Source organism: Myxococcales bacterium (assembly GCA_016720545.1).
Classification (GTDB): Bacteria; Myxococcota_A; Polyangia; order Polyangiales; family Polyangiaceae; genus JAAFHV01.
In genome coordinates this window covers 180,900-205,583 of sequence record JADKKK010000011.1, presented here as the reverse complement: position 1 = coordinate 205,583, position 24,684 = coordinate 180,900, and the positions used below count along the sequence as shown (strand labels likewise).

General features: G+C 71.4%; 22 protein-coding genes and 5 tRNA genes. 18 read left to right on the top strand and 9 right to left on the bottom strand.

All coding sequences use genetic code 11. The features are described 5' to 3' along the window. Window positions 1-56: 56 nt before the first annotated feature. Window positions 57-1,172, bottom strand: coding sequence for a hypothetical protein (locus IPQ09_20435; GenBank protein ID MBL0196545.1), 1,116 nt, complete (start codon window positions 1,170-1,172; stop codon window positions 57-59). Window positions 1,173-1,560: 388 nt separating this feature from the next. Between IPQ09_20435 and IPQ09_20430 the strand changes: the two genes are divergently transcribed. Beyond that, on the top strand, window positions 1,561-2,169 hold the full coding sequence (locus IPQ09_20430; protein MBL0196544.1) for a tRNA (guanine-N7)-methyltransferase: 609 nt from the start codon (window positions 1,561-1,563) through the stop codon (window positions 2,167-2,169). Between the two features lie 27 nt (window positions 2,170-2,196). On the opposite strand, the gene IPQ09_20425 is transcribed toward IPQ09_20430, so the two are convergent. The 4 genes from IPQ09_20425 to IPQ09_20410 all read right to left on the bottom strand — a co-directional run bounded on the left by IPQ09_20425 (window position 2,197) and on the right by IPQ09_20410 (window position 8,110). Further along, a complete protein-coding gene (locus IPQ09_20425; protein MBL0196543.1) occupies window positions 2,197-3,342 on the bottom strand; it encodes a hypothetical protein in 1,146 nt (381 codons plus the stop codon). Then, on the bottom strand, window positions 3,333-4,793 hold the full coding sequence (locus IPQ09_20420) for a serine/threonine protein kinase (GenBank protein MBL0196542.1): 1,461 nt from the start codon (window positions 4,791-4,793) through the stop codon (window positions 3,333-3,335). The genes IPQ09_20425 and IPQ09_20420 overlap by 10 nt, the downstream gene beginning before the upstream one ends. A 136-nt stretch (window positions 4,794-4,929) precedes the next feature. Continuing rightward, entirely contained in the window at window positions 4,930-5,805 is an 876-nt protein-coding gene (locus IPQ09_20415; protein MBL0196541.1) for a hypothetical protein, read from the bottom strand. Between the two features lie 121 nt (window positions 5,806-5,926). After that, window positions 5,927-8,110 (bottom strand): serine/threonine protein kinase, encoded by a 2,184-nt coding sequence (locus IPQ09_20410; protein MBL0196540.1) that lies wholly within the window; start codon window positions 8,108-8,110, stop codon window positions 5,927-5,929. A gap of 282 nt (window positions 8,111-8,392) precedes the next feature. Here IPQ09_20410 and IPQ09_20405 point away from each other — a divergent pair, with 282 nt between their 5' ends. From IPQ09_20405 to IPQ09_20350, 12 genes are all read left to right on the top strand, one after another. Next, window positions 8,393-9,640 (top strand): hypothetical protein, encoded by a 1,248-nt coding sequence (locus IPQ09_20405; GenBank protein ID MBL0196539.1) that lies wholly within the window; start codon window positions 8,393-8,395, stop codon window positions 9,638-9,640. Window positions 9,641-9,851: 211 nt separating this feature from the next. Continuing rightward, a tRNA-Thr gene (locus IPQ09_20400) sits at window positions 9,852-9,924 on the top strand. A 52-nt stretch (window positions 9,925-9,976) separates the two neighbouring features. Continuing rightward, window positions 9,977-10,058: transfer RNA gene (locus tag IPQ09_20395), tRNA-Tyr, on the top strand. A gap of 78 nt (window positions 10,059-10,136) precedes the next feature. Further along, window positions 10,137-10,209 (top strand) — tRNA-Gly (locus tag IPQ09_20390). Between the two features lie 68 nt (window positions 10,210-10,277). Further along, window positions 10,278-10,349, top strand: a tRNA-Thr gene (locus tag IPQ09_20385). Window positions 10,350-10,434: 85 nt separating this feature from the next. Further along, entirely contained in the window at window positions 10,435-11,625 is a 1,191-nt protein-coding gene (tuf, locus tag IPQ09_20380; GenBank protein MBL0196538.1) for an elongation factor Tu, read from the top strand. Between the two features lie 41 nt (window positions 11,626-11,666). Beyond that, complete coding sequence (rpmG, locus tag IPQ09_20375; GenBank protein MBL0196537.1) at window positions 11,667-11,819, top strand: 50S ribosomal protein L33; 153 nt, start codon at window positions 11,667-11,669, stop codon at window positions 11,817-11,819. A 106-nt stretch (window positions 11,820-11,925) separates the two neighbouring features. Beyond that, window positions 11,926-11,998 (top strand) — tRNA-Trp (locus tag IPQ09_20370). Between the two features lie 53 nt (window positions 11,999-12,051). Then, window positions 12,052-12,630: a preprotein translocase subunit SecE gene (secE, locus tag IPQ09_20365; protein MBL0196536.1), complete on the top strand. Its 579-nt coding sequence runs from the start codon at window positions 12,052-12,054 to the stop codon at window positions 12,628-12,630. A gap of 17 nt (window positions 12,631-12,647) precedes the next feature. Continuing rightward, window positions 12,648-13,181, top strand: coding sequence for a transcription termination/antitermination protein NusG (nusG, locus tag IPQ09_20360; GenBank protein MBL0196535.1), 534 nt, complete (start codon window positions 12,648-12,650; stop codon window positions 13,179-13,181). A gap of 155 nt (window positions 13,182-13,336) precedes the next feature. Beyond that, window positions 13,337-14,557 (top strand): lactonase family protein, encoded by a 1,221-nt coding sequence (locus IPQ09_20355; protein ID MBL0196534.1) that lies wholly within the window; start codon window positions 13,337-13,339, stop codon window positions 14,555-14,557. A gap of 285 nt (window positions 14,558-14,842) precedes the next feature. After that, window positions 14,843-15,208, top strand: coding sequence for a hypothetical protein (locus tag IPQ09_20350; protein ID MBL0196533.1), 366 nt, complete (start codon window positions 14,843-14,845; stop codon window positions 15,206-15,208). A 53-nt stretch (window positions 15,209-15,261) separates the two neighbouring features. On the opposite strand, the gene IPQ09_20345 is transcribed toward IPQ09_20350, so the two are convergent. Then, window positions 15,262-16,791 (bottom strand): acetyl-CoA carboxylase biotin carboxylase subunit, encoded by a 1,530-nt coding sequence (locus IPQ09_20345; protein ID MBL0196532.1) that lies wholly within the window; start codon window positions 16,789-16,791, stop codon window positions 15,262-15,264. A 133-nt stretch (window positions 16,792-16,924) separates the two neighbouring features. Here IPQ09_20345 and xseA point away from each other — a divergent pair, with 133 nt between their 5' ends. Continuing rightward, window positions 16,925-18,529 (top strand): exodeoxyribonuclease VII large subunit, encoded by a 1,605-nt coding sequence (xseA, locus tag IPQ09_20340; protein ID MBL0196531.1) that lies wholly within the window; start codon window positions 16,925-16,927, stop codon window positions 18,527-18,529. Then, complete coding sequence (gene aroE / locus IPQ09_20335) at window positions 18,526-19,398, top strand: shikimate dehydrogenase (protein MBL0196530.1); 873 nt, start codon at window positions 18,526-18,528, stop codon at window positions 19,396-19,398. Before xseA ends, aroE begins: the two co-directional genes overlap by 4 nt. Window positions 19,399-19,410: 12 nt before the next feature. Here aroE and IPQ09_20330 read toward each other — a convergent pair whose 3' ends face one another. Both IPQ09_20330 and IPQ09_20325 read right to left on the bottom strand, forming a co-directional pair. After that, the gene (locus tag IPQ09_20330) at window positions 19,411-20,028 is read right to left on the bottom strand and encodes a hypothetical protein (protein MBL0196529.1); all 618 of its coding nucleotides are present in this window, start codon (window positions 20,026-20,028) and stop codon (window positions 19,411-19,413) included. Beyond that, window positions 20,025-21,086: a matrixin family metalloprotease gene (locus tag IPQ09_20325; GenBank protein ID MBL0196528.1), complete on the bottom strand. Its 1,062-nt coding sequence runs from the start codon at window positions 21,084-21,086 to the stop codon at window positions 20,025-20,027. The genes IPQ09_20330 and IPQ09_20325 overlap by 4 nt, the downstream gene beginning before the upstream one ends. Before the next feature lie 154 nt (window positions 21,087-21,240). On the opposite strand from IPQ09_20325, the gene IPQ09_20320 reads away from it, so the two are divergent. The 3 genes from IPQ09_20320 to IPQ09_20310 all read left to right on the top strand — a co-directional run bounded on the left by IPQ09_20320 (window position 21,241) and on the right by IPQ09_20310 (window position 23,606). Next, window positions 21,241-22,239, top strand: a complete 999-nt coding sequence (locus tag IPQ09_20320) for a HAMP domain-containing histidine kinase (GenBank protein MBL0196527.1) — start codon at window positions 21,241-21,243, stop codon at window positions 22,237-22,239. Between the two features lie 92 nt (window positions 22,240-22,331). Beyond that, window positions 22,332-23,015: a response regulator transcription factor gene (locus tag IPQ09_20315; protein MBL0196526.1), complete on the top strand. Its 684-nt coding sequence runs from the start codon at window positions 22,332-22,334 to the stop codon at window positions 23,013-23,015. 123 nt (window positions 23,016-23,138) lie between these two features. Continuing rightward, window positions 23,139-23,606: a DUF3293 domain-containing protein gene (locus IPQ09_20310; protein MBL0196525.1), complete on the top strand. Its 468-nt coding sequence runs from the start codon at window positions 23,139-23,141 to the stop codon at window positions 23,604-23,606. 10 nt (window positions 23,607-23,616) lie between these two features. On the opposite strand, the gene IPQ09_20305 is transcribed toward IPQ09_20310, so the two are convergent. Further along, complete coding sequence (locus tag IPQ09_20305; protein ID MBL0196524.1) at window positions 23,617-24,651, bottom strand: formylglycine-generating enzyme family protein; 1,035 nt, start codon at window positions 24,649-24,651, stop codon at window positions 23,617-23,619. Window positions 24,652-24,684 lie beyond the last annotated feature (33 nt).

Here is a 24,684-nt window from a genome sequence, read left to right as displayed (position 1 = left end):
TGGTTGGTTCGGTGGTGCCTAGCCCGGATAATTCACTGGACGTGGGCGTGGTCTAGCTAGAACGTGACGTCTCCGCCTGGCGGAGGCGCGGGCGAAGGCGTCGGCGAGCTCGGAGCGGCCGCCGGCGTCGGTGAGCTCGGAGCGGCCGCCGGCGTCGGCGGCGTCGCGGGGGAAGCGGGCGCGCGTGGCGCGGGCGGCGGCACACCGTGCTCGTACGGCGTGGCGGTCTCCTCCTGGCGCGTGCGCGTGCGCCACTTGCGCTCGCGTCCTTCCCATAGCTCGAAGTCGATGCCGAACGTGAGTAGCCCGCCGGCCCCATACTGCACGGGCGAGTCGAAGCCCGTGAGGGGCCGGTAAATCATCGCCGACACATTCACGAGGTCGAACAGGTGCGCGCCGTAGCCTACCGCCGGCACGAACAAGAGGCCGCTCGACGCGATCGTGCTGCCGTTCTGGGCCTTGTTCGTGAAGCCGTCGTTCTGGAAGCCCGTCGTGAAGCCGAGCGAGAGGAACACGTGGCCGTACTCGCCCGCGCTGCCGAACATGTAGCTCGGCACCAGCGCCCCCTGGAAGGTGAGGTGCGTCTCACGGGCTTCGGTGAAGAGTGCATACCTCACGTTGTTCTGGTCGACGGCGCACGGCACCGTGGCCGAGCACGCCGCCTGGTCGGTGCCCACGCGGTTCCACTGGGCGTAGGGCACGCTGTTCCACAGCGCGTTCAGGCCGAAGCCGAGGCCGAACGCGCGCGCGCGACCGAAGCGGACCTCGCCATGGGCCTCGGGTCCAAAACCCCACGTGCCGCCTCGGCTCGGGACGGGCATGGTGCCGGTCGTGGCGCTCTGCGCCCAGCGGTAGGCCGCGTACGACCCGCGGACGCCGAGCTCGAAGCCGCGGACCGGCGCCACCGTCAGGCTACCCTCGGACGTGATCTCCGGCACCTTGAGCGCCGTGTCGTGCAGCTCGGCGTAGGGCTTCTCGTAGACGTCGCCGGCCGCGAGCGTGCCGGAGAGCCGCAGCGAGCCGTCGGGCGCCGTCCGCCCGTCGAACGGGAGGGGCTTGGCCGCCGGCGTCAGGCCGGTGTAGCGGTATGGGGTGCTGGGCGGCGTGCAGCCGCTCACCACGAGCCACGCGAGCGCCGCCTGCGCGGCGGAGGAGAGGGCGCTTCGGTTCAAGGCGAGACCTCGCCTTCGGCGCGGGCTCGACTTCGACCCATTTTGGGGGGGCTCGCGTTCTGGTGCATGCGGACGCGAGACTAGCGAAGGCCGTGCCACACCGCCCGCGCAGGATTCGGAGGCCTCGCGGTGGCCATCGCGGCCGGCGGGGGCCGCGCCGCATGACATTCGTGCCCCGAGTCGTGTAGACGGGCTTCCGCAGCGCGCGCGAGAAACGTGCATACTGCATGAGAAGCCATGACCCCAAGCAAGAACCTGAAGGTGAGCCCCGCAGGGGCGAACGAAGGTCGATGGAGAGCCCGAGCCGAAGGCGAGGTCTCGCCATGAACACGCAAGCGAGCCGACGGCGAGCGGCGTGCCTATGCCGCCCGACCGAAGGGAGGAAGGCATGAACCCCTACGCCGAATGTCCGAGGCTCCCCGAGGGCGAAGCGGTGCCTCTACGGGGCCTCGTGGCTGGGGAGCCGCTCGAGCTCGAGATCGGTCCCGGTCGCGGCGGGTTTCTCTTCGAGCGCGCGATCGCCGCGCCGACGGCGGGGCTCGTCGGCCTCGAGGTGCGCCGCAAGTGGGCGACGATCGTCGACCAGCGCCTCGCGAAGCAGGGCCTCGGGGCGCGCTGCCGGGTCTTCGCGGAGGACGCGAAGCTCGCCCTCCCACGGCTCGCGCCGACGGGCGGCGTGCGCCGAGTGTTCATGCACTTCCCCGACCCCTGGTGGAAAAAACGCCACGAGAAGCGCCTCGTGATGGGCGACGTGTTCCTCGATCAGGTGGCCCGCCTCCTCGCGCCCGGGGGCGAGCTCTTCGTGCAGACCGACGTGGAAGAGCGCGCGGTCGCCTACGCGGCCGCGATCACCGCGCACGGCGCCTTCAGCCCGGCGGGCGACGTGGCCGGCTCGCCCTGGCTCGCGGAGAACCCCTACGACGCGCGGAGCCCGCGGGAGCACCGCGCGATCGCCGACGGACTGCCCGTGCATCGTATGCGGTATACACGTAACTAGAGCGACGCGCCTCGTCTTCGGTTCGTGTCACTGGGGGCAATCGTCGAACCAGTCCGTCCCGCAGGGCCTCGGCTCCGCGGCGGAGACGACAGGGCCCGCCAGCGCCATGACCGCGGAGAACCGCAGCGCCAGCGAGATCGCGCGGCACGGCACCGCGCGGCCGTCGTCGGCGCGGGTTCCGGGCAGATCCATCACCGCGCAGACACGTCGCTTCGCCTCCAGATAGAGCGGCTCCTGCCGGCAGAGCGGCTGGAGGCTGATCGGCGAGCGCAGCACCTCGAGGCCGGTGAGCAGATCGGCGGCCAGCACGCGCCCCGAGAGGATGGCGTCCCGGAGGCGCAGGAGCGGGCCCTCGCGCACGAGCCTCCCGACGAGCTTCGCCTCCTTCGCTCGTGCTCGGAACAGGCCGACGCGGAGGTCGATGTCGAGCGTCGCGACGAGCACGCCGTCGCGCACGTACGCCGCGCGGTCGTCTATGCGCGTCTCGAACGGGAAGGTCTGCGAGGTGCCCACGACGGAGTCGTCTTCGACCTGCCAGGTGTCCGTGCCGTCGAGCTTCGGGAGGGGGCTCGGGCCCGCGTCGGTGCGCCCGAGAATGCCGGGCGAGGCGATGACGCCGACATGCACCGCGTCGTCGTTGTCGGTGCCGTTGTAGCCCTGCAGCTGCACGAGGATGTTCTGGCTGCCCGCCTTGATGTAGTCGGTGCCGGTGTACTCGCCGCGGCCTGGGAAGAGGGCGAGGGTCGACGTGAGGAGCGGACCGAGCACGTTGTCGACGCCGCGCGGGCCGTCGCACGCGGGCGACGGGTTCACCGCGAGGGTGCAGGCGGTGGCGCCGGGGCAAGTGCAGAGGCCGTCGAGATCGTAGCCTTCGCCCGCGCGCCCGTACTCGAGGGTGTCGCCCGCGAGGAGGAACGCCGACGAGGTCGGATCGCCCGGCGGGGGCCGGCTCGGAGGGAGCAGCGGGTCGCAGGTCGGTGGGGCATCGACCGCGGCCTCGACGGGCGGGGGAGGCGGCGCGCTCGTGTCGGGAGCGGCCTCGGGCCCCGCGGGGGTCGCGTCGACCGTCCCTCCCGAGTACCCGTCGAGCGGGTTCAGCAGAGTGCACGAGGCGGCGATGCCCAGCGCCCCAGCCGCCGCGAGCGCTCGTCGCCCCAGTCGCATCAGAGGCACTCGGGTTTCGGCTTCTTGATGCCGTCGACGATCGTGAAGGGGGGATCGCAGCGATTCTGCGCGGGGGTGGCGGTCGCCGTGGGCTTGGCGGTCGGGCGGGGTGGGGCGGCGCGCGCGGGCGTGGGGGCCGCCTTCGCGGCGGGCGTGGTGGACGCGGTCGGCGCGGTCGGCGCGGTCGGCGCGCTCGCGGACGCCGAGGGCGTGGAGTTGGCCGCGACGGCGGCGGTGTTGGGGGGCGCCGCGGTCATCGCGGGCAAGGCCGAACCGGGCGCGCCAGCCGCGGGCCCGCGCGTCGTCGAGGGCGCGCGGGTCACGAACACCGCGCCGGCGACGAGCCCGCCGGCGATCATCACCGCCAGGGCGATGAGGCCCGCCCGCCCGCGCCCCTGGCGCGCCTGCTCCGCCTGGTCGCGCGCGAGGCTCAACCGGGCCTGGGTCGCCGATGCAGGGACCTCGAACTGCGACTGGGAAATGGAGGGGTAGGGCGCGCGGGGTTGGGCGGCCGCCGCCGTCTCGGCCGACGTGGCGAGGAGCGTCGACGTGCTCGGCAGACCCGAGCTGCTCTCGATTTCTTCGATGCGCGAGGCGCGCGACAGGAGTGGCTCGCCCCCGAGCTCTTGGACCCACTCGCCCACGATGCGCGGCGTCGCGGGCTGCTGCGCGCGCTCCAGCGCGACGGCCATGTCGCGCGCCGTCGCGTAGCGCTGCGAGAGGTCTCGGGAGAGCCCGCGGAGCACGACGGCGTCGAGCGCGGGCGTGCACTCCGGCCGGTAGGCGCTCGGGGGCGGGATCGGGTCGTTCAGCACCTTCAGCGCGATGGTCGCCTGCACCTCCGCGCGGAAGAGGCGCATGCCGGTGAGGGCCTCCCACAGGCAAACCGACGCGGCCCACACGTCGGCGCGCCGATCGACCGCCTCCGCCATGATCTGCTGCGGTGACATGTACGCGAGCTTCCCTTTGAGCTCGTCGTTCTGTGTAGATTGCAGTCTTCCACTCGCCTTCGCGACCCCGAAATCGAGCACGCGGGTCGCGCCGTCGACGCCCACGATCACGTTCTGGGGCGAGACGTCGCGGTGCACGATGCCGAGCGGCTCACCCCGCTCGTTGCGGGCCTCGTGCGCCGCGTGCAGGCCGTTCAGCGCGTCGATCACCATCGCCGAGCAGATGGCGAGCGGGACCTCTTGACCGGCGCGGCGGGTCGCGCCGATGAGCCGGCTCATCGACTCGCCGTGGACGTACTCCATGACGAGGAAGAGCTCGTTCGGCTCGCGCACGACGTCGAGCATCGGCACGACGTTCGGGTGCCGAATGCGCGCGACGAGGCGGGCCTCGTCGAGCAGCATCGCGACGAACTCTTGCTCCTGCGCAAAGTTCGGGTGGAGGCGCTTCACCGCGACGGTGCGCGAGAACCCCGCCTCGCCGACGAGACGCGCGAAGTGCACCGTGGCCATGCCGCCGGCGGCGAGCACCCCGTGGAGCTCGTAGCGACCGATGCGGATCGAGCCGCTCGCGTCGGAGAGCGAGGGCCGCGGTGGGGGGTACGCCGCGGGCACGGCGCCGCGCGCCGAGCGGGACGAACCGCTGCCCTCAGAACTCACCGCGCACCGCGCTTTCGAGCCAAGAGGGCCGCGTGTCGCGCGTGACCGCCGCGCGCCCCGGGCGCGTGATCTCCGGGCGCGTGAGGTAGAGGGTGAGCGCGCCGGCCAGCGCGAGCACCCCCACCGCGAGCGAGACGTCCGCGACGATGAAGCGCGTGCGCACGCTCGACACGTCGCTGTCGAGGCAGCTCGGCTTGCAGGCCTCGAGGCCCGATTTGCCGCTCGCGCCCGAGACCCCGAAGCCGACGAAGGCGCCGGCGCCCACGAGGCCCAGGCCGCCGAGCGCGTACACGGTCCATGGCACCGGACGCTCGACGCTGGTCGCCGTGTGCGGTGCCTCTCGGCCCGGGTCTCGCGGCGCCGGGGTCGCCGGCGCGGACGTGCGCGCGAGCGTCGAGATCGCGGCCACGCGTTGCGACTTCTCGCCTTCGCGTACGATCTGCTTGACCGTGACGGGGGGCTCCCCCGGAGGTTGGAACACGAACGTGTGCTCGCCCGGATCGAGGTCGAAGGCGCGACCGTCGGTGCGGGCGCCCGAAGGCCTGCCGTCGATCGTCGCGGGCACCCGCGTCTGGTCGGTGCCGTCGCGGCCCTTGAACGACAGCACGATGGAGGGGCGTCGCGCGTCGACCTCCTTCAGCCATCCGGCGCAGTCGGCCTGGAGCGTGCGCGGGCAGCCGTCGCTGAGGCACACGCCGAGCTTCTCGCGCGCTGCGCCGAGCGCGCTCTGCTTCATGTCGACCTGCGCGCCCTGGTAGGCGTTGATGCACTGCTCCTTCGAGGGTGGCGCTGCGAACGCGATCGAGCCCAGCGTGAGCCACGCCGTAGCGATCCCCGAGCACGACACCCACCGCACCCACCGCATCGGAGGATCGTACCACGCGGTGGGGGCCCGGGCCCAAGGACTTCCAGTGAGGCGTGCGGACACCGGGCGCGCCGCCCGTCACCCGACGAGCCGAACCAGTTGGCGGCACAAGTGCTTGATTTTAAAGGGAAAACTTGTAGCGCGCGACACCGTCGGCGGGCACCTGCACCGTCGCCGAGAGCGCCTTGCCCTCGGCGGTGGTGCACGTGATCTTGTGGGTTCCGGCGGGCAGCTCGATTCCGGCGGCGGGCGTGGCGCCGCGGGGCTTGCCGTCGACCGTGACGTTGCACCAGCCGCCGCTCGCGCCCACGTTCAGCTTGCCCACGCCACCCGCCGCGGCAGGGGGCGGCGTCGCGGCGGAGGCTGCGGTGTGCGCGCTCGCGCTCGCGCTCGGCGCTGGGCGGCGGTCGTGCGAGGCGACGGCCGTGGGGCTCCGCTCGAGGGCGACGTCGAGGCGCTTCTTCTCGAGCGGGCCACCGGTGAACGTGACCGACTTGTCGACGAAGCCGGGCGCGGAGACCGTGACGGTGTGCTCCACCCCGGACGAGAGATCGGCGACCTCCGGACCGGCGGCCAGCTTGCCGTCGATCGTGAACGTGGCGTCGGCCGCGGGGGGGGAGAGCACCACGTTCAGCACCACGGAGCCGCGCCTCAGCTGCGCGCGCACCTCTTGGGTGGGCAGGCCGTCGGTGAGGGTGACCTTGTGCCGCGACTGCTCGTGGTCGGCCATCGACAGCTTGACGTCGAGCTCTACGCCGCGCGGCAGCTCGAGCGAGGCGGGAGTGGTCTCGGTCCGCAGGTCGCCGTTCAGCCAGATGGAAGCCCCCGGCGGATCGCTCGTCACCACGAGCGTGCCTCGCGCCGGCGGCCGGGCGGGGACCGCGGCGCTCGCGAGGGCCTCGTCGGCGTGTCGCGCGCGCAGGCCACCGAGCACCCCCGCGCCGATCGCGAGCAGCACGGCCGCCCCGACGCCCACGGCGAACCACGGGCCCCGCGCGCCGCGGCCGTGGGCGACGGCGTCCGTGACCGTGTGCGCCGCCGCCGGCATGCTCGGCGTGACCAGGCGCGCGCCGTTCGTGAACGCGTCGAACTCCATCGTGGACTCGGGTGGCCTCATCGATGCGTGCGCGTGCTGCGAGTCGATGATGTCCGCGAGCTGCTTGCCCTGCGAGAGCGCCTCCTTTTGCGCCGCGAGCTTGTCCTCGAAGAGGCTCTGCATGAAGCCGTGGAGCGCGAGGCTGCTCACGCCCACGCGGTGGCGCCGCACGAACTCCTCGAGGTCGCGCTGCATGGCCCGCGCGCTCGGGTACCGCTCGTCCTTGTTCTTGGCGAGCGCGCGCATCACGATCGCCTCGAGGTCCTTCGGGTAGTCGGAGCGCACCTGCGATGGCAGCGGGTACTCCTCGTCGCAGATGAGCTTGAGCGTCTCGAACTCGCTGCCACCCTTGAAGAGGCGCTTCCCGGTCGTCAGCTCGAACAGCATGATCCCGGTGGCGAAGATGTCGGTGCGGGCGTCGACCGCCTCGCCGCGGGCCTGCTCGGGCGACATGTAAGGGACCTTGCCCTTCAGCTTCCCGCTCTTCGTGTGCTCGGCGAAGCGCTTGTCGCTCTTCGCGATACCGAAGTCGACGATCTTCACGTCGCCCCCGAACGTGACGACGACGTTCTGAGGCGACACGTCGCGGTGCACGATGTGGAGCGGCTGCCCGTTCATGTCGTGGTGCTCGTGCGCGTAGGCGAGCCCGGCGCACATGCCCAAAATGATGGCGAGCGCGTGCTCGACGGGGAACTCGTTGACGTCGCGCTTCTTCATCTGCCGCACGATCGAGCGCAGGTCCTCGCCGTGGACGTGCTCCATCGCGATGAAGTAGCTGCCGTCGACCTGGCCTACGTCGAACGTCTGGCACACGTTCGGATGGGAGAGCGTCGCCGCGACGCGCGCCTCGTGCAGGAGCATCTCGATGAACGCCGTGTCTTGGCTCACGGCGGGCAAGATGCGCTTGATGACGATGAGCTTCTCGAAGCCCGCGACGCTGCGCTGGATGGCGAGGAAGAGCTCCGCCATGCCACCCTGCGCGAGCTTGCGCAGCAGCGTGTACTTGCCGAAGCGCTTGGGCATTCCGTCTGCGGGGTCGGCCGTCGCGGCCGTCGACTCCGGAGCCATCGAGGCCGGCGGAAGCGCCCCGGACGACGCGGCGTCGATGGGCGCGCCGGTGGGACTCATCGGCGACGCAGCCACGGGCTCACTCGACGGAGCGAGCCAGGCGGGTGCGGCGATGGCGGCAGGGAGGGAAGAGCGAGACATGTCTCCTCGGCAGACGAGGCGGGAACGCTACACGCGAAGTGACGACAAAAACAGCTAGTCAAAGGGTAGTCCGGCGCCTCTCGGCGGTCAAACGCGAGGGTCGAGCCGGGCGGCCCCCCGCGAGGGTCTCCATAGCGCGGCCCCACCTGGCGTGCCACCCTTCCTCGCACGGCGCAGTGGCGCCCCCGAGGCCGCCAAAGAAGTGCCGCCCGGGAACCTGGCGCTGCGGGCGGCGTCCGAGCCCGGACCGGCCACCCTAGCCCCCGAAGAATCGGAGCCCCCTTGACCCTCGATCCCCGCCTCTGCGCCCGTTCCTCGCCCCGCCCCGCGCGCGAGCTCGGGTTCTACGCCGGCCTCGCCCTCGTCCTCGTCGCCGCGAGCGGCTGCGCCGAGCCGCCCTCGGGCGCGCGCCCGCCGGAGCTCGGGCCCCCTCGGAAGGAGGCGGCGCAGCACCAGATCTTCTCGCCCAAGGTGGAGGGCTCGGTGCGGGAGCTCGCCGAGCGGGGGGAGCGCGCCCTCCTGGCGCAGCGCTGGCGGGAGGCGGCGGACGCGTACGAGGCGCTGGTGGGCGCGGAGCCGACCGCGAAGGACGCGCCGGCCTGGATGGCCTCGCTCGGCGCCGCCTACGAGGGACTGGGCGAGCTCGAGCGCGCGCGCGCCACCTACCGCCGCCTCGTCGCGGCCTTCCCCGCCGACACGCACGTTCGCGGCGCGCGCATGCGCGAGGTGTCGCTCGACGCGTACCTCGACGACTGGAAGGCGCTCGGCGAGCTCGGCGACACGATCCTCGCGTCCGCGCGCCCCGGCGAGCACGACGTCGACCGCATGTTGGGCCTAGGCGCCCGGGCGCTGCGTAAGGTGCAGACGGGCGACGACGTGGCCGCGCTCCGCGACGTGAACGAGGGGCTCGAGCTCATGGAGTCGCTCCACTATGGCGCCTCGGGTCGGCTGCCCGTGCCGGCCGCCCAGCTGCGCTTCGCGCTCGCCGAGGTGCGGCGCGTGCGCTCGGAGAAGATCGCCCTGCAGCCCGTGACCGACGACTTCCTCGTGAAGATGGAAATGCGGTGCCAGGGCCTTCTCGACGCCCAGAGCGCCTACGCCGACGCCATCCGCAGCGTCGATCCCACATGGGCGAAGATGAGCGGCGTTCGCGTCGGCGAGATGTACCGCACCCTGCACCGCGAGCTCATGGCGGTGCCGCCGGATCGCGCGAAGTCGGAGAGCGACCGCAACCTCTTCTACGCGATCATGCACGTGCGCTACCGGGCGCTCGTCGAGAAGGGCATGGAAATGATGACCCGCACGATCGACTTCGCGAAGAAGTCGGACGACGAGTCGGTGTGGGTCACCCGCGCCCGCGAAGCCAAAGAGCAAATGCAGCGCTCGCTCGACGAAGAGAAGGCCCAGCTCGCGAAGCTGCCCTACACGGAGGCCGAGGTCGAGCGCACCCTCGAGATGATGCGCGAGCGCGCGCTCGCTCGGGCCCAAGGGAAGCCGGTGCCCCCGTTGAAGCTCCCAAAGGGCAAGTAGCCCGATTTCTGACCGCGTCAGCGTACCCCGCCACGCTTGACACCACCCGAGACCCGCGGTATGTCGCGCATCCCTTCACGGCGAAGGTGCGTCCACAAGGCAGGTAGCCCACCCGGGGCCCCGCTCGAGGCCGCAGCAGCGCCGGTGGGGGGGATCGCACGCCGATGGCTTGCGTCGTCTCCGAAGCTGAGGTACCAACGCCGCGTCAAACGCTGGCGTAGCTCAATTGGCAGAGCACCGGTTTTGTAAACCGGCGGTTAGGGGTTCAACTCCCCTCGCTAGCTCGGTCGAGCCTCGGCGCTCCCCGCTTCCTTGAAATCTCGTTCGTGCAGTTTCGGAGGGTTACCCGAGTGGCCAAAGGGAGCAGACTGTAAATCTGCCGGTTTTACCTTCGATGGTTCGAATCCATCACCCTCCACGATATCTCCAAGCTCTCTCCAAAAGCGTCGTCTCCGTCCTCTTCGCTTCGTTCGCCGGTCCGCACCGGCGCGCTCTCGCGGGTGTAGCTCAGTTGGTAGAGCTTCAGCCTTCCAAGCTGATTGTCGCCGGTTCGAACCCGGTCGCCCGCTCGGCCTCTCCCTCTTCGTCCTAGCTTCTTCGTTTCGCTTCGTTTCGCTTCGTTTCGGTCTCCTACACTGCCCACCTAGCTCAGTGGTAGAGCACTTCCTTGGTAAGGAAGAGGTCACGGGTTCAAGCCCCGTGGTGGGCTCGGCGAACTCCCCGGTTCGAGCCGAGGTTCGGCAAACCGCTTCCCCTTTCATCCGCGCCCCTTCGCGAGTTTTCAGGAGCTTTCCATGGCGAAAGAGAAATTCAACCGCAGCAAGCCCCACGTGAACGTCGGCACGATCGGTCACATCGACCACGGCAAGACGACGCTGACCGCATCGCTCGTGAAGGTGCAGAGCAAGAAGGGCCTGGCGAAGGTCATTTCTTATGCCGACATCGCGAAGGGCGGCACGGTCCGCGACGCGACGAAGACCGTGACGATCGCGGCGTCGCACGTGGAGTACGAGTCGGCGACGCGCCACTACGCGCACGTCGACTGCCCCGGGCACGCGGACTACATCAAGAACATGATCACGGGCGCGGCGCAGATGGACGGGGCGATCCTCGTCGTGTCGGCGCTCGACTCGGTCATGCCGCAGACGCGCGAGCACGTGCTCCTGGCGCGCCAGGTGGGTCTGCAGCACATCGTGGTGGCGCTGAACAAGTGCGACGCGGTGGAAGACGAAGAGATGCTCGACCTGGTCGAGATGGAAGTGCGCGAGCTCCTGTCGAAGTACAAGTTCGACGGCGACAACGCGAAGATCGTGCGCGTGGCGGCGTTCCCGGCGCTCCAGGGCGAGGCGAAGTGGGAGGAGTCCATCGGGCAGCTCATCGCGGCGCTCGACTCCGACGTGCCGGAGCCGGTTCGCGACATCGACAAGCCGTTCCTGATGGCGATCGAGGACGTGTTCTCGATCAAGGGCCGCGGCACGGTGGTGACCGGTCGCGTGGAGCGCGGCATCGTGAAGACGGGCGAAGACGTCGAGATCATCGGCTTCCGCGACACGCGCAAGACCACGGTGACGGGCGTGGAGATGTTCCGCAAGCTGCTCGACGAGGGCCGCGCGGGCGAGAACATCGGCGTGCTCCTCCGCGGCATCGAGCGCACGGACGTGGAGCGCGGGCAGATCCTGGCGAAGCCGGGCTCGGTCACGCCGCACAAGAAGTTCCTGGGCGAGGTGTACGTCCTCAAGAAGGAAGAGGGCGGCCGCCACACGCCGTTCTTCACGAACTACCGCCCGCAGTTCTACATGCGGACGACCGACGTGACCGGCACCTGCGAGCTCCCCGAGGGCACGAAGATGGTCATGCCCGGCGACAACATCACGATGACGATCTCGCTCATCGTCCCCGTGGGTCTCGAGGAGCAAATGCGCTTCGCGATCCGCGAGGGCGGGCGCACGGTCGGCGCCGGCATCGTCACCAAGATTCTGGAGTAATCGTGCGGGCGCTGACGCGCTCATGACCGAGGGAGCAGACCATGGGTGATCGTATCGAGGTCTCCCTGGTCTGCACCGAGTGCGAGGGGCGCAACTACCGCACCACGCGTCGGCCAGACCAGGTCGGGCAGCTCGAGAAGAAGAAATTCTGCCCGAGCTGCAAGCGTCACACGGTCCACAAGGAGACCAAGTAGCCGGGCCTGTCGCGCCGTCGAGGTGCGCCAGGCCCCGCCGATCCCCCCCGCTGGGGGTGGTCATCCGTCGGAGAAGAGTTACAGTTCCTCGCTCGTCGAGGACCCTAGGGGTTTAGCTCAGCTGGTAGAGCAGCGGATTCCAAATCCGCAGGTCGTGGGTTCGAGCCCCTCAGCCCCTGCTAGAACAAGAGAAGAGAGTGAGCCGACGGTCTCACCAGAAGCGCAACGAACCATGGCCGACCAAGAGCTCGAGAAGAATGCCGACGAGGCCGAGGAAGAGTCCTCGGCGGGCGAAGCCTCGACCGACGAGGCGGATGCCCCGGGCGACGAGTCCGGCGAGCCGGCCGTGAAGGTGCGCGCCGACGTGCTCGATCCCGTGGAAGAGGCCGAAATCGAGGCCGCGCTCGCCGCGCAGACCGGCAACGTGCTCGGCGCCGAGCGCTTCGTGTACGCCGCATACCTCGCCGGGGCCGTCATGGCCGCCTTCGTCTTCTCGAAGCTCGGGCACGCGGCCTGGCTCAAGCTCGCGGCGTGGAAGCCCGAGCAAATCGGTGAGCCGCGCGACGAGCTCGTGTATCTCGCCGCGGCGCTCGTGGGGGTCGGCGTAGCCCTCCACTACTGGCGCCGTAAGGACGCGCGCCAGTACGCGACCGAGGTCGCCGAGGAGCTGTCGAAGGTCACCTGGCCAAGCAAGAAGGAAGTCCAGAACTCCACCTTCATCGTCGTGCTGACCACCCTCTTCGCGACGGTGTTCTTCGCGCTGATGGATCAGTTTTGGCGCTTCATCACCGACAAGGTCTACGGCTTTTAGGGCCCCGGGGTTCCGTCATGACTAAGAAGTGGTACGTCATCCAAACCTACTCGGGCTACGAGAACCGCGTCCGTGAGTCGCTCCAGCAGCGCATCAAGGAGTTCGGGAAAGAGGCCATGTTTGGGGAGATCTTGATCCCCACCGAGACCGTGCAGGAGGCCCGCGCCAGCGGCAAGCCGCGCGTTCGGCAGAAGAACAGCTTCCCGGGGTACATCTTCGTCGAGATGGACATGGGCGAAGAGGCCTGGCACCTCGTCAAGGACACCGCGAAGGTCACGGGTTTCATCGGAAACCAGCGCCCGCAAGAGGTGAAGCCGCCGCAAATCGACGACCTCCGCAAGGCGATCGTCGAGGGCACGGTGAAGCCGAAGCCCCGCGTCTCCTTCGAGACCGGCGACGAGATCCGCGTCATCGACGGAGCCTTCGCCAACTTCATGGGCACGGTCGAGGAAGTGAAGCCCGACAAGCAGAAGCTCAAGGTGAAGGTCAGCATCTTCGGTCGCGCCACGCCCGTGGAGCTTGACTTCACTCAGGTCGAGAAGCGCGCGTAATCGCAGGGGTTTTCGGCGTCCACGCCGCGTCGACGCCGCTCTTCGGGGCGGCGTCCTTGTTTTGTGCGCGGCCGGCCTCGTCGCGCGGATCCTACGAGCCCTCCTGTTCGATGGGGTCTCGCGTGGCGAAGCCCCACTCGGCGTACGCTAGCGCCATGCTCAGACGCGCGCTGCTTCACGTGTGCCTCCCTCTGCTCGTGCTCGCGTGTGGAACGGCGGACGTCCCTGCCGAGGGCGGCGGGCCTCCGGTCGAGGTGGTGGCCGACGCCTCTGCCGTGCTCGACGCGTCCCCGGCCGACGCGTCTCTTCCGGCCCGGGATGGCGCGCCCGACGGGCCGCTGGACGCGTCGCCACCTCGTCGCGCCGAGGTCGCCTTCGTGGGCAGCGGTGACGGGAACGTCCGGACCTACGCGGTAGACAGCGCGACCGGGGCGCTGGCTCCGAAGGGGGTCACGGCGGTCGGTGGCGATCCGTCGTACCTGGCGTTCGACGAGGGGCGCCGGCTCGCGTTCGTCGTCGACTCCACCCGCAACCGCGTGCACGCGTATTCGGTAGACCCCAGCACCGGGACGCTCACGAAGAAGAACGACGTCGCCTCGGGCGGCACCGGCGCGACGCATGTCTCGCTGGTCCCAAGCGGCCGCTACCTGCTCGTCGCCCACTACACGAGCGGGCAACTCAGCGTGGTGCCGGTCGCCGCCGACGGCACGCTCGCGGCCCCCTCGGACGTCGTCTTCGCGGGGGAGAAGGCCCACTACGCCCAGATGGACGCCGCGCGGCGCACGGTCTTCGTGCCGTGCCTCGGCGCCAACGTGGTCGCGCGCTACACGCTCGACGAGGGATCGGGGGCGCTCGCGGCGCTTGCCCCGGTGGGCCTCCCCGCGGGCGCGGGGCCGCGTCACCTGGCGTTCGCGCCGAGCACGCCCTTCGCGTTCGTGGTGAACGAGCTCCAGAGCTCCGTGACCTCGTTTGGCTACGATGCGGCGACCGGCGGCCTCACCCTGATCGAGACCAGGTCGTCGCTGCCCGTCGACTTCGCGGGCGCGAACACCGGCGCGGCGATCTTCGCGCACCCCGCCGGTCGATACGTGTACTCGTCGAATCGGGGCCACGACTCGATCGCCCGCTTCGTCGTGGAACCGACGGGGCGGCTGACGCTCGACGGGCACGTTTCTACCTCGGGCCGCACCCCGCGCAGCTTCACGCTCGCGGGCGGGGGTCGCTTCGCGTACGTGGCGAACCAGGCCTCCGGGACCGTGTGGGGCTACACGTTCGTCCCCGCGAACGGTGAGCTCGTGCCGATGGGCGTGGCGGCCCTCGCCGAGGGCCTCGGCGCCGCGAAGTTCGTGGGTACCGCGCGCTTCGTCGACCCGTAGCGGCGCCTGCCGGCCCGCTCCACTTTCTCGGGAACCTTCGCGTCGCGCGCGTGTCTCACCCCCCCGGAACCGCGGAGGCGCAGCCCCGCCGTCCGTTGCGGCACCTCGCCTTCGGCTCGGGGCCGCCATCGACCACCGTTCGCCCCTCCGGGGCTCACTTTCAGGTTCATGGCGGCACCTCGCCTTCGGCTCGGGGCCGCCATCGACCACCGTTCGCCCTCCGGGGCTCACTTTCAGGTTCACCCACCACTCGTTGGCCTGGCGGTCCTCGCCGGGGAGGTCGTCGTGCGCAGAACGCTCGTCATGGCTCCGCTCGCGCTGCTCGGAGCGTCGCTGGTTCTCTCTTCCTCGGCCGTCGCCCTGGCCGAACCCACGGTCAACGAATGCTTCGCGATCTCTCAGGCAGAGCGCGACACGGGCGTCGAGCTCGCGATGGCGAACGGCTGTGACCGCGGCATCTCGTGCCACATGACGTGGAAGCTCCAGTGCGAGAGCCCGTCCGGCAAGGTGACCGCAGAGTCCCGCGGTCGCGCTGGCGTGCTCTTGGCGTCCGGCGAGCACCACAAGACGTTCGCGTCGGCGTCTGCCTGCCAATCCCACGCGGGGTGGACGCTGTCCGATGTGCAGTTTGCATGTACTCCGGTCCGCTGAGAGGACGGCCCGCCTCGGCGCTCGGGCTTCGCCGACCGCGCGCTCTCTCGACTCTAGCGGAGCCGCGCGCGGTGCGCGGCTACCCAGGGCGCGAGGCGCGCGCCGGTCTCGCCGCGCTGGGCAGCGACGGTCCCCGTGGCGCGCTCGATGCGAGAGGCGGCGAGCGCCACCGCGACCGCCACGGCCTCTCGCTTGCCGTCCGGCACCGTAGGGTAGCCCACGAGCTGGTCGGCGTGTCGATCCAGGAAGCCGGTGTCGTAGCGGCCCGCGACGAACTCGGGGTGCTCGAACAGGCGCTGGTGAAACGCCAGGTTCGTGCGAATCCCGGTCACCACGTACTCCGAAAGCGCGCGCCGCATGCGGGCGACGGCGCGCTCGCGGGTGGGCGCCCACACGCTGAGCTTGGAGATGAGCGGATCGTAGAAGCTCGAGATGGTGCACCCGGCGTACGCGCCGCCGTCGTCGCGGACGCCCGGCCCCGACGGGACGGACAGCCGCTCGATCGTGCCCGGCGAGGGCAGGTAACCCGCGGACGGGTCCTCGGCGTAGATGCGGCACTCGATCGCCGCGCCGCGGGCCGAGAGGTCCTCCTGCTTCATGGTGAGCGGCTCGCCCTGCGCGATGAGCACCATTTCGCGCACGAGGTCGAGCCCGGTGACGAGCTCGGTCACGGGGTGCTCGACCTGGAGGCGCGTGTTCATCTCGAGGAAGTAGAAGCCGCCTCGGTCGTCCACGAGAAATTCGAAGGTCCCGGCCGAGTGGTAACCGACCGCCTTCGCGCCTTGGACGGCGATGCGGCCCATCTCCTCCACGAGCGCGCGTGACGCTGCCGGCGAGGGGGTCTCCTCCACGACCTTCTGGTTTCGACGCTGGATGGAGCAGTCGCGCTCGAACACGTGCACGAGGTTCCCGTCGCGATCGCCGAGCACCTGGATCTCCACGTGCCGAGGCTTCAGGATCGCCTTCTCGAGGTACACCTCGTCGTCGCCGAAGAACTTCTTGGCCTCGGAGCGCGCGCGCTCCCACGCGCTCTTCATCTCGGCCGCGGAGTGCACGAGGCGCATGCCCTTCCCGCCGCCGCCGTTCGCCGCCTTCAGCAGCACGGGGAAGCCGATTTTCGAGGCGGCCTGGGCGGCCTCCTCGGCGGAGCTGCAGTTCGCGCCGGGCACGACCGGCACGCCGGCCGCGCTCATCTTCGCGCGAGCGGCTGGCTTCGAGCCGAGCTGTCGCATGGCGCTCGCCGGCGGGCCGATGAAGGTGATCCCCGCGCGCTCGCAAGCGTCGGCGAACTCTGGGTTTTCGCTGAGGAATCCGTAGCCCGGGTGGACGGCGTCGCAGCCCGCGCGCTTCGCCACGTCGAGGACCTTGTCGATGCGAAGGTAGCTCTCCGCCGCCGCCGCGGGCCCGATGGGGTACGCCTCGTCGGCCACGCGCACGTGCAGGGCTCGCCGGTCGGGATCGGAGTAGATCGCGACCGCGCCGATGCCCATCTCGTGGAGCGTTCGCGTCACGCGCACCGCGATCTCGCCGCGGTTCGCGATGAGGACCTTCTTGAACGAACGGAACTTCTGCGCCGACGCCATCGCGCGGGAATATCAGGGTTCTCCTTCGCGCGGAAGCGCGGCCGCGCGTCGCGTCCGGGCGGCGGCGGTTTCGCGCGGGCGTCGGGCGGCGTAGGATGCGGAGCGTCGCGCGTCGCGCGACCCCGGTGGCCCCGTGAGCAAAGGACGAAGGCAGGAGGCGCAAGGCCTGTTCGACTTCGGCGCCCCCGCGCCCGAGCGCCCCCCCGCGCCCGAGCGCCCCCCCGCGCAGGCGCCTCGCGAGCCGCTCGCTCGGCCCGAGGCCCGCGTACCTCTCGCAGCGGGGAGCGAGATCGTTCCGCCGTTCCCGTTCGCCCCGAGCCCCGGAGCTGGCGCCCCGCCGCCAACCCCGGCCGCCGTGGCACCGGGCGCGCCCGCCCCGAAGGATCGCGAGGCCCCCGAGCCGCTCAGTGTCTCCGCCCTCGGCAAGCTCGTCGAGCGCGCCCTCCTGCAGCGGTTCGCCGATCCGGTCATGGTCGTGGGAGAGGCCGTGAACGTGCGCCCCGCGCAGAGCGGACACTTGTATTTTACACTGAAGGACGAAGAGGGCGACGCGACCCTCGACGTGGTCGTGTACCGCACGAACCTCACGCCCCGCGCGCGCGCGCTCGTTCTCGACGGCGCGAAGGTGGTGCTCCGCGGGCGGCCCACCTACTACGCGCCGCGGGGACGGCTCCAGTTCATCGCCGACCGCGTGGGGCTCTCGGGCAAGGGCGCGCACCTCGAGGCCCTGCAGAGGCTGAAGGAGAGGCTCGCCGCCGAGGGGCTCTTCCGCGACGACCGCAAGCGCGCGCTGCCTCGCGAGCCTCGCGTCGTCGGCGTGGTCACCTCGAAGACCGGCGCCGTCATCCACGACATCTGCCGCGTCGCCTTCCGCCGCGGTGGCGCCCACATCTTGCTCGCGCCCGCGCAGGTCCAAGGGGCGGCCGCGCCGGCGGCCATCTGCCGCGCGCTGCGCGAGCTGCAGCGCGTCCCCGAGGTGGACGTCATCATCGTGGGGCGCGGCGGAGGCTCCGCCGACGACCTCTCCGCGTTCAACGACGAGGCCGTGGTGCGGGCGGTGGCCACGTGCCGGGTGCCGATCGTGAGCGCCGTCGGCCACGAGGTCGACGTGACGCTCGCGGACTTCGCCGCGGACGCCCGCGCGTCGACGCCGTCGCAGGCCGCAGAGTTGGTCGTGCCGGACGCCCAGGCGCAAGCGAGGCTCCTCGCGGAACGCCGCGCCGCCCTCGTCCGCGCGATGCGCTCCAGGGTGGGCGAGGCCCGGCTCGCGCTCGCCTCGACCCAGCGTCGGCTCGGCGATCCGCGCACCATCGTCGCGGTGTCCCAGCAGCGCCTCGACGAGCGCCGCGTCCGGGCCGCGGCGGCGGCGCGGAGGCGCATCGAGCGCGCCGCGGAGGAGCTCCGCTCGCTCACGCGCCGGCTCGCGCTGCGGAGCCCCCGCGTCGTGCTCGCCGCCGAGCGCGCCGTCGTGGTTGCCGGGGTCTCGCGCCTCTCGGCGGCCGCCGAGCGCGCGCTCTCCGCGCGCCGCACCGAGCTCGCGGCCCTGGCGTCGAGACTCGACGCGCTGAGCCCGCTGAAGGTGCTTGCGCGCGGCTACGCGATCGTGACCACCGCGCGCGGCGCCGCCGTGCGCAGCGTGGAGGAGGTGCGCGAGGGCGAGTCCGTGAGCGTGCGCGTCGCCGACGGCACGCTCGAGGCAGAGATCACCTCGGTTCCCAAGCGCAGGGCGCCCGCGTGAGGGCCGCGCGCTTCGCCCTCCTCGGCGATCCGGTCGCGCACTCACGCAGCCCTCGCATGCACCACGCCGCGTTCGAGGCGCTCGGGCTGCCGCACACGTACGTCGCGATTCGGGCCACGGCCGCCGAGGTCGACGGCCACGTCGCCGCCCTTCGCGCTGGCGCCTACGACGGCCTCAACGTGACCGTGCCCCACAAGGAGCGCGCGCTCGCCCTCGCCGACGAGGCCGATCCGCTCGCGCGCGTGGTCGGCGCCGCGAACACGCTCACCCGCGCGCGCGGCGGGGGCGTGCGCGCGTTCAACACCGACGCGCCGGCGGTCATCGACGAGCTCCGAGGCCTCGCGCCGGAGCGCGGCGCGCGCTGGTCGGGCCAGACGGTGGTGGTGCTTGGCGCCGGCGGGGCGGCGCTCGCCGCGGTGTGCGCGGTCGCAGAGCTCGGGGTGGGGCGCGTCGTCGTGCGGTCACGCCGGTTCGAGCAGCGCGAGGCGGCCGCGGCGTTCACTCGCGACCTCGGGGGGCGCCTCGAGGGGCGAGTCGAGCTCCTGGCCGCGCCCCTCGTAGCCGATGCCGGCGTCGAGGCGCGAACCGAGGCCGTCATTCAGGCGACCAGCGCCGGGCAACATGTCGGCACGGGCGAGGAGCCCGTGGACGCGGTGGCGTGGGGAGCGCTCCCCGCCTCGGCCGTGGCGCTCGACCTCGTCTACGGGCGCGCGCCCACGCCGTTCGTGCGCGCGGCGAAGTCGTATTCCTTAAGAGTTATAGACGGTTGTGGAGTGCTGGTGGGGCAGGGCGCGCGCGCCCTCGAGCTCTGGCTCGGGCGGCCCGTTCCGCGCGAGGTGATGGCGCGCGCCGTCGCCGAGGCGCGCTGAGGGGCCGGAGCGCTACCGGATCCGCTCGCGCGCCTCGCCGAACGCCGCCGCGAGCGCGCTGCACGCCTCGCCGAGCTCCGCCTTCTCGAGCACGTCGGCCGCGAGGGCCGCAGCCGCGGCCGGAGGGTGCGGCGCGCGTGGGGCGAGCAACGCGCCCGCGTGGGTCCGCGCGAGCCGCGTGGTGCCTCGCGCGTCGGTGTGGAGCTCGTAGAGCCCCTGTGCCCGGGAGGTGACGGCGAGCACCCCGTCCGCGGCGGGGCGCAGGAAGACGAGCGTGGGCCGCCCCAGCGCGAAGCTCGCCTCCCCGTCCACGAGCTGCCCTACGCCGTCGACCTCCCCGCCCAGCGTGCGCACCCACACGTCCACGTCGACCGTTCCGGCCACGGCGCGCTCCACGTGCAGGCGCGTGTAGGTCGTGATGCGTCCGGCTTGCCACGCGCTGCGCCGCTCGCGGGGCGTCGCGACGACGATCGCGGAGGAGGTCTCGACGAGCCCTCGGTAGGTCACCGCGAGGGACACGGTGGCGTGCGCCTCCGAGGACCGCGCGACGGCGAACGCGCCGAGGAAGAGCCCTGACAGCGCCGCGAGCAGCGCGACGCGGGCGACGAGCAGGGACGGCTCCGCTGTCATGAGGATCTCCGAGCGGCGAAGGGTGCGCGGCCCCGTCGCGCCGACGCCAGCGCGAGCACGAGCCCCGCCGCGGCGAGGCCCGGGGTGGTGTCGGGCGCGCCGACCGGCCCAGCGGTGCACGCGAGGCGACGAGGGTCCGTCGCGCCGTCCGCGCCGCTCGCGGAGGTCGCAGTCGGAGTGGTCGTGGTCAGGATCGCGCGTGGTCGACACGCGCCGCCCGCGCGTCCTGCAGCCCCCAAGCTCGCCTTCGCCGCGGCGCTCCCGTCCCGAGGCGGGTACGACGCGCAGAGCGCCTGGCCGTCGTCCGCGCCGAGCGCGAGGCGCGCCATCTCGGCCGTGCCGGCGCGAGGGAACATGAGCGCCTCTCGGTCCGCCGAGTGTGCGAGCCCGAGCACGTGCCCGACCTCGTGTGTCAGCACGGCCTGAAGATCGTAGACGCCGTCGCTCGGCGCCGCCGCCGCGCCCGCGCGAATGTCGTACTCCGCCGTGTTGACCTCGATGTCCGCGTCGAGGATCTCCCCGGTCGCCGAAGCGAACGTCACCGTCGTGAGCGCCAGCTCCCCCGAGCGCGCGCTCGCGCCCGCGCCTTCGGGCCCCCGCGGGCCCGCGTGAGGCCACGCGTCGTCGCGGAACACGATCGCGTTCGTGTTGGCGCCGGTCAGGCGGTACCCTACCGCCCCGCCCGTAGTGGCGGTGAGGTCGCGCGCGTCGATGTCGACGGGCCGACCCGCGCACGTGTGCTCCGTCCACGCCGCGAACGCCTCCTGAGCCGCGTCGAGCGCCTCCGCGTAGTCGACCTTCGCGCTCGCCGCCGCGTCGAGCGAGTACCCAACGCACCCCGTGCCCCACCACAGCGGGAGCGCGAACGCCGCGCCCGAGTCGCACATGGCTCGGAGCGATTCGCAGGTCTCGTTCGCCGTCGACGCGCCGGTTCGGCACGTGGTCGAGCGGCAGTAGGCCTCGGCGCGCGACGAAAGCGCGGAGAGCCCGAGCACCAGGGCCAGCGCGAGCGCGCCTCGGGCTCGGCGCGTGAGGATCGTGACGAACGTTCTAAGCATCGGGCCTCGTCAAGCTCCGTGGCACTGCCTTGGGTCGGCATTCATCGCAGCTCCCCCTACGCGGCCTTACGTTCGCGTCGTGTTCAGCAGGTATGGCTACTTCCCTCCTCGCGGTTTCGGGGCGCGCGCGCTCCGGACGTGCCACATTCCGCGTGTGTCAGCCCGCACATCCGAGTCGAACCGGCCCACCGGCGGCCCCCGCGAGAGCGCCCAGGCGTGGGCCGAGCGGGGCACGAAGAACCTCCAGCGTCTCGGCTACCGGCGCATCGTCCAGTTTCTCATTTACCTGCTCGTCATCCCGACGGTGCTCATCCTGGCGCTGGGCATTCTGTCGATGTTCCTCGACGGCCGCACCAACCTGCTCTTCGGCGTCCTCACGGTCTGCTTCGTCTCGGTGATGGCGATCGGAATGGTGCTCGTCCTCGCCTACCTCCGGCGGGAGCAGAACCTGAGCGAGCTGCAGGCCGACTTCGTCTCGAAGGTGAGCCACGAGTTTCGCACGCCGCTGACTGCGATTCGCCTCTTCGCCGAGACCCTGGAGCGCTCGTCGGGCGATCCGGTCACCCAGGCGAAGTGCGTCGCCCAGCTCAAGCACGAGACCGAGCGGCTCACCGCGCTCATCGAGCGGCTCCTCGATTTCGGCCGCATGCAGGCAGGGCGAAAGGTCTACCTGCTGCGAGAAGAGTCGGTCGCCGACGTCTTGCGGGACGTCGAGGAGGCGTTCGCGCCCTACCGCGCGCCCGCGCCCGAGCACACGTTCACGGTGGACGTCCCCGGCGACCTACCGCGGGTGCGGGTCGATCGGGCGGCTCTCACCGACGTGCTCGTGAACCTCCTCTCGAACGCGCTCAAATACGGGGGGCAGCCGCCCGACGTGCGTCTCGCCGCGCATCGCACGAAGGACGGGGAGGTCGCGTTCGAGGTGGCGGACAACGGCGAGGGCATCCCCGGGCACGAGCGCGAGCTCATTTTTCAGAAGTTCTATCGCATCGACGATCGGCTCTCGCGCTCGCGCGAAGGCAGCGGCCTCGGCCTCGCGATCGTAGCGCACGTGGCCAAGGCCCACGGCGCACGCGTCACGGTCGACAGCGTGAAGGACAAGGGCTCCACATTCACGTTCGTCCTCCCTGCCGAGCTCGTGGTCGACGACTGAGCCGACTTCCCCGCGGCGCGCCGCCGTTAGGGTAGGCTCGCGGGGTGGCAACGATTCCCGAGGGCGATCAGGCAGGCCGAGGGCCCCACGGCCTGGAGGGGCGGCACGTGCTGGTCGTGGAAGACGATCCGAGCATCGCCCTTGGGCTGCGGATAAACCTCGAGGCCGAGGGCTACCGCGTGACGTCCGCCGACGACGGCGAGAAGGCCCTCGCCCTCATTCGCGCCGAGCCGCCCGACCTGATGCTGCTCGACGTCATGATGCCCCGCAAGAACGGCTTCGAAGTCATCCACGAGCTGCGGCGCGAGGGCATCGTGGTCCCCATCATCGTGCTCTCCGCGCGCACCGGCGAGATGGACAAGGTGACCGGGCTCGAGCTCGGCGCGGAGGACTACGTCGCGAAGCCCTTCAGTCTCGCGGAGCTGCTCGCACGTGTCCGCGTAGCGCTGCGGCGTCGGGCGGTCGCGCCGCGGGCCGACGTCGTGCGCTTCTCGTCGGTCGAGGTCGACGTGTCGGCGCGCGCGGTCAAGCGCGGTGGCGAGCACGTCGAGCTCACGGCGACCGAGTTCGACGTGCTCATGTGTCTCGTCGCGAACCGTGGCAAGGCGCTCTCACGCGACGACATCTTCCGCACCGTGTGGGGGCCGAACCACCACGGCACCCCGCGCACGATCGACAACTTCCTCCAGCAGCTCCGCCAGAAGCTCGAGGTCGACGCCGCGAGCCCGCGCCACTTCCTCACCGTGCGGGGCGTGGGTTACCGCTTCGATGGCTAGCGTTCTCGCGCGCCCAAGTTCAGCGCGCGCCCGCTGATCGGCTCGAGGCCGCTCCAGTTTGTTGGGGTGCCGCCAAACCCGCGCACCTCGACGTGGCGGAATCGAGGTACTAGCGAGAGCGCCATGGACCACAACCTCCTGCGCCACTACCTCTCGACCGTCTACGAGCTGCCCACGGTGAACGGGCCGCTGCGCGCGTCGCTCGACGGCGACGCCGTGACCGATCCGTCCACGCTGCCTGAGCTGCTCACCCGGCCGTTCACGGTGCTCACCGCGTTCAACCCCCGCAGCATGCTGCTCCCGCGCAAGGTGAACGAGGGGCGGCACGCGGTGCTGCGGGACCTGCTCATCCTCGGCTGCTACCGGGTCGAGGCGTGCGTGGGCTACGAGGAAGACCCCGACAGCACCTGGCGCGAGCCCGGGTGGCTCGTCCACGGCATGGACCGGGAAGAGGCGCTCGCCTTCGGCCGGGTGTTCCGCCAGAACACCATCGTCGTGTGCCGCGCCGGTCGCCCCGAGCTGCTCGTGACCGACCCGACCTGCGACGATCTTGGGCGTACGATCGTAGGCAACTGGCGCATCCGGAGCTGACGACCGCGGGTCAGCCGAGACTCCGCGCGCACCGCACGCCGGTCATGAGGAGGCGGAAGCTCCCGGGGTGGTGCACGCGGTTCGTGCTGCGGAGGCCGTCGGCGTCGTAGTTGTAGGCGCCGGCGCGGATCGAGCGCTCGCACTCCGTGGGGATGGGGTTCGAGCCCGTGAAGCCCTGCTTGCCATCCGCCCGTAGCTTCCGCTGCGCCTCCAAGATCTCGTCGCAGGTGCCCGGCTCGCCCCGCGACGCGCCCGCTCGCGTGTACGCGAACGGGTCGTAGAGGTCTTCCATCCACTCCCACACGTTGCCGGCCAGGTCGTCGTGACCGTATGGCCCTCGACCGGCCGGGTGGGTGCCCACCTCGTCGGTCGTGCTGGACTGGAAGACGGTGCGCTCGTGCGTGGGCGGCTCGCTTCCCCAGGGAAAGCGCCGGCCGTCGTCGCCTCGGACAGCGCGCTCCAGCTCTGCCTCGCGCGGGAGGCGGCCGCCTCGGAACGTGCAGTAGGCGCGCGCGTCGCCCCACGAGATGCCCGTCACCGGCCGCTTCGGGCTCACGAACACGCCGCCGAACCGGGCGAGGATCTTCGCATCTGGAGGCCGGCACGCTCCCGCCGCGACGCACTCTCCGTAGGCCGCGTGCGTGACCTCGGTCACGTCGAGCCAGAACGGCGCCAGCGTCACGCGGTGCGCGGGTCGCTCATCCCCTTGGCCGCCCGTGTCCGCCCCCATGGTGAACTCGCCGCCGGGCACGAGCCGCATGCCGGGCGGAGGCGTGGCGCTCGCGTTCGCGCTCGCGTTCGCGTCTGCGCTCGCGTCCGCGTCGCTCGTCGCCACGGTGGGCGCGCGCGCGTCCTCGTCCCGGCTCGGGTCTGCCGGGCGCGAGCTCGTGGCCCCGGGCCCAAGCGTGGTCACCGGAGGCGGCGCGGCTTCACGCGGAAGCGGCGCGCTCGGGGCGGAGCTCGACTCGGAGGCCGTCGGGTGGCAAGCCGCCGCGGCCAGGCTCGCGGCGAACAGCGCGGAGAGGAGAGCGGCGAGGGTTCTCACTGGCGGACTCTCCGCTCCCGTCGCCGGAAGATC